The sequence below is a fragment of the uncultured Xylophilus sp. genome, from assembly GCA_913776965.1.
Taxonomy (GTDB): domain Bacteria; phylum Pseudomonadota; class Gammaproteobacteria; order Burkholderiales; family Burkholderiaceae_C; genus Xylophilus.
Map to the genome: position 1 here is coordinate 1 of CAJYQL010000125.1, position 2,974 is coordinate 2,974.

Sequence of the window (2,974 nt, forward strand, 5' to 3'; positions counted from 1 at the left end):
GCTGGCGGGCGGTGTACTGGAGGCGACTATCGACAGTTTTCGGGTTTCGGCGCCCGTGGGATCTACGCCGAATGCTATTGAATTGATAGCTTGGATCGGTCCGGCCATCGGACCTTCCGCTTTCGAAGTAGGCGACGAGGTCCGTCAGGCCTTCGTGGACCGCGACGCCGGCGCTGCCGATGCCTTCCGTCCCGGCCCACGCGCCGGAAAGTGGTGGGCCGATCTGCCGGCCCTTGCGCGCCGCAGGCTCGCCGCAGCGGGCGTCACCGCGGTCTACGGAAACGACGGCAGCGCCGGCTGGTGTACGGCCGCCAACCCGTCACGGTTCTTTTCGCACCGGCGCGACGCTGCCCGGCTCGGCAGCAGCGGACGGATGGCCGTCTGCGTCTGGAAGGCCTGAGTGTTGGATATCCGCCAACCGCCGGGCCTCGGCGCGCTCGGCAGCCTCTCGCACCTTGATGGCGCGCCGGCGGCCGGGCGAACCCATCAAATAAACCACCAGCGCCACCGGCAGCAGTCCATATAGAACGAAAGTGACCACTGCGCCAAGTACCGTGCCGGTGGTATTGGTCGCCTCCGCGACAGCCATCATCAGGGTGACGTACAGCCAGGCGACTACAACGATGTACATAAAAAGCTTTGCCGGGGTGGAGATCGCTCTGTAAGAATCACGCCCTAGTCCGGACCGCGCCAGGCGCAGCAAAGAGGAGACGGGTCATGCATTCTGAATCAACCGGACCGACGGCGGCAGGCGGCTTCGTGCCCGATCTTGCTGCGCAGTGGCAACAGTTCTGGCGGCAGGCCATGGCGGGCGCCGCGCCGGCAGCCGCATCGGGCGCCGCCCCCGCCGCGATGCCGACTGCCGCGATGCCCCGCCTGGACCCTTCCCGCCTGCAGGCGCTGCAGCAGGAATATCTGCAGGGCATGGCCAGCCTGTTCGGCCAGGGCGGCGGCGCCGGCGATGCCGTGGAAAAAGACAAGCGTTTCGCAGGCGAAGCTTGGAGCCGCAGCCCGCTGTCCGACTTCGCAGCGCGTGCCTACCTGCTCAACACCCGCATGCTGTCGAGCCTGGCCGACGCCGTGCAGGCCGACGACAAGACCCGCGCGCGTATCCGCTTCGCGGTCGACCAGTGGGCCGCCGCAGCGGCGCCGAGCAATTTCATCGCGCTCAATGCCGACGCCCAGCAGAAGGCGATCGAGACCCAGGGCAAAAGCATCGCCCAGGGCCTGCAGAACCTGGTCCACGACCTGCGCCAGGGCCACGTCAGCCAGACCGACGAAGAGGTCTTCGAGGTCGGCCGCAACGTCGCCACGACCGAAGGCGCCATCGTCTACGAGAACGACTTCTTCCAGCTGATCGAGTACAAGCCTCTGACCGACAAGGTCTACGCCCGGCCGCTGCTGCTGGTGCCGCCCTGCATCAACAAGTACTACATCCTCGACCTGCAGCCCGAGAACTCGCTGATCCGCTATGCGGTCGCGGAAGGCCACCGCACCTTCGTGGTGAGCTGGCGCAATCCCGACGAGTCGATGGCGCAGGCCACCTGGGACGACTACATCGAGCAGGCGGTGATCCGCGCGATCGACACGGTGCTCGAGATCACCGGCTCGAAGACGCTCAACACGCTCGGCTTCTGCGTGGGCGGCACCATGCTCGGCACGGCGCTGGCGGTGCTGGCCGCCCGCGGCCGCAAGCCGGCGGCGTCCGCCACCTTCCTGACGACCTTCCTGGACTTCAGCAACACCGGCGTGCTGGACCTGTTCATCGACGAGACCTTCGTCCAGCTGCGCGAGCTGCAGATGGGCAAGGGCGGCCTGCTGAAGGGCCAGGAACTGGCGTCCACCTTCAGCTTCCTGCGGCCCAACGAGCTGGTCTGGAACTATGTCGTCGGCAACTACCTGAAAGGCGACAAGCCGCCGGCGTTCGACCTGCTGTACTGGAACAGCGACGCGACCAACCTGCCGGGCCCTTTCTACGCCTGGTATCTGCGCAACACCTACCTCGAGAACCGGCTGGCGACGCCCGGCGCCGCCACCGTCTGCGGCGTGCCGGTGGACATGGCTGCGGTCGACATCCCGGTCTATATCTACGGCTCCCGCGAAGACCATATCGTGCCGGTCGGTGCACAGGGTGGCGGCGCCTACGCCACCACCCAGCTGCTGCCCGGCCCGCGCCGCTTCGTGATGGGGGCCTCCGGCCACATCGCCGGCGTGATCAATCCGCCCGCCAAGAGGAAGCGCAGCCACTGGGTGCGCGACGACGGCGCGCTGCCGGCGACCCACGGCGAATGGCTCGCCGGGGCCGAAGAGCGGCCCGGCAGCTGGTGGACCGACTGGTCGGCCTGGCTCGCGCCGCTGGGCGGCCGCATGGTCCCCGCGCCGAAGACCTACGGCGGCGGCGGGCATGCCGCGATCGAGCCCGCCCCCGGCCGCTACGTCAAGGCCAAGGCCTGACGCGACCCCCGACTGCATCCGATTTCCCGCGTTTCCCCGAACCCAGAACAGAAGGAGCTCATTCCATGGAAGACATCGTCATCGTCGCCGCCGGCCGTACCGCCGTGGGTAAATTCGGCGGTTCGCTCGCCAAGATCCCGGCGACCGAGCTGGGCGCCATCGTGATCCGCGAACTGATCGCCCGCAGCGGCGTCGCCGCCGACCAGATCGGCGAAGTGATCATGGGCCAGGTGCTGGCGGCCGGTGCCGGCCAGAACCCTGCGCGCCAGGCGCTGCTGAAGGGCGGCGTGCCGCGCGAAGTGCCGGCCCTCACGATCAACGCCGTCTGCGGCTCCGGCCTGAAGGCGGTGATGCTGGCGGCCCAGGCCGTCGCCACCGGCGACAGCGAAATCGTCATCGCGGGCGGCCAGGAAAACATGAGCGCTTCGCCGCACATCCTGCCGAATTCGCGCGACGGCCAGCGCATGGGCGACTGGAAGATGGTCGACACCATGATCGTCGACGGCCTGTGGGACGTCTA

At 68.0% G+C, this 2,974-nt stretch carries 4 protein-coding genes; 3 read left to right on the forward strand and 1 reads right to left on the reverse strand.

The window, feature by feature from the left end:
• Positions 1–55: 55 nt before the first annotated feature.
• On the forward strand, positions 56–400 hold the full coding sequence (locus QZ500_RS17680; RefSeq protein ID WP_366763478.1) for a laccase domain-containing protein: 345 nt from the start codon (positions 56–58) through the stop codon (positions 398–400).
• Here QZ500_RS17680 and QZ500_RS17685 read toward each other — a convergent pair.
• The gene (locus tag QZ500_RS17685) at positions 320–631 is read right to left on the reverse strand and encodes a hypothetical protein (RefSeq protein ID WP_295857098.1); all 312 of its coding nucleotides are present in this window, start codon (positions 629–631) and stop codon (positions 320–322) included. The two genes, QZ500_RS17680 and QZ500_RS17685, sit on opposite strands and share 81 nt — an antisense overlap.
• 86 nt (positions 632–717) lie before the next feature.
• Here QZ500_RS17685 and phaC point away from each other — a divergent pair, with 86 nt between their 5' ends.
• Entirely contained in the window at positions 718–2,454 is a 1,737-nt protein-coding gene (gene phaC / locus QZ500_RS17690; protein WP_295857101.1) for a class I poly(R)-hydroxyalkanoic acid synthase, read from the forward strand.
• 65 nt (positions 2,455–2,519) lie between these two features.
• Positions 2,520–2,974, forward strand: a 455-nt coding sequence (locus QZ500_RS17695; protein WP_295857103.1) for a beta-ketoacyl synthase N-terminal-like domain-containing protein, incomplete at its 3' end; no start/stop codon positions are given.